Raw genomic sequence first — 577 nt, 5'->3', positions numbered from 1 at the left:
TGCTGAACTCTCGCATGGCGGCCTTCGGACGGCGCCCGATCTGTCAGGATACCGGTCTTGTGGTGGTCTTTGCAAAGGTCGGCATGGGCGTCCGCATCAAATCAACGGCCAGTTTCGCCGACCTCGTCAATGAGGGCGTTCGCCAAGCATATCTCGACCCCTACAATCCCCTTCGACCATCGATCGTTGCGGATCCGCTTGCCGGGCGGGTGAACACGCGTGACAACACGCCAGCGGTCATCCACGTCGACCTTGTGCAAGGCAACCAGATTGAGATCACCATCGCCGCAAAAGGGGGCGGATCGGAAAACAAGGCGCGTTTCACCACCCTGAACCCCAGCGCGTCCGTTGCCGACTGGGTGGTCGACACCGTTTCGACGCTCGGCAGCGGATGGTGCCCCCCCGGCCTGATCTCGGTCGGCATCGGTGGCAGCGCTGAAAAGGCGATGCTGCTAGCCAAGGAGGCCATGAACGAACCCATCGACATGTCGGAACTGATCGCCAGGGGGCCGTCAAGCGCGGAGGAGGCACTACGGGTTGAGCTTTATGAGCGGATTAACGCGCTGGGCATCGGCGC

The 577-nt window shown here is 62.0% G+C and carries 1 protein-coding gene; it reads left to right on the top strand.

Annotation, left to right across the window (positions count from 1 at the left end):
- On the top strand, window positions 1-577 hold a 577-nt coding region (locus NKH60_RS35070; protein ID WP_352875148.1), incomplete at both ends, for a fumarate hydratase.

Source organism: Mesorhizobium sp. M1006 (assembly GCF_040318825.1).
Classification (GTDB): Bacteria; Pseudomonadota; Alphaproteobacteria; order Rhizobiales; family Rhizobiaceae; genus Mesorhizobium.
Note: the sequence above shows the minus strand (reverse complement) of the source record. Positions and strands in the feature narration are given on the sequence as shown.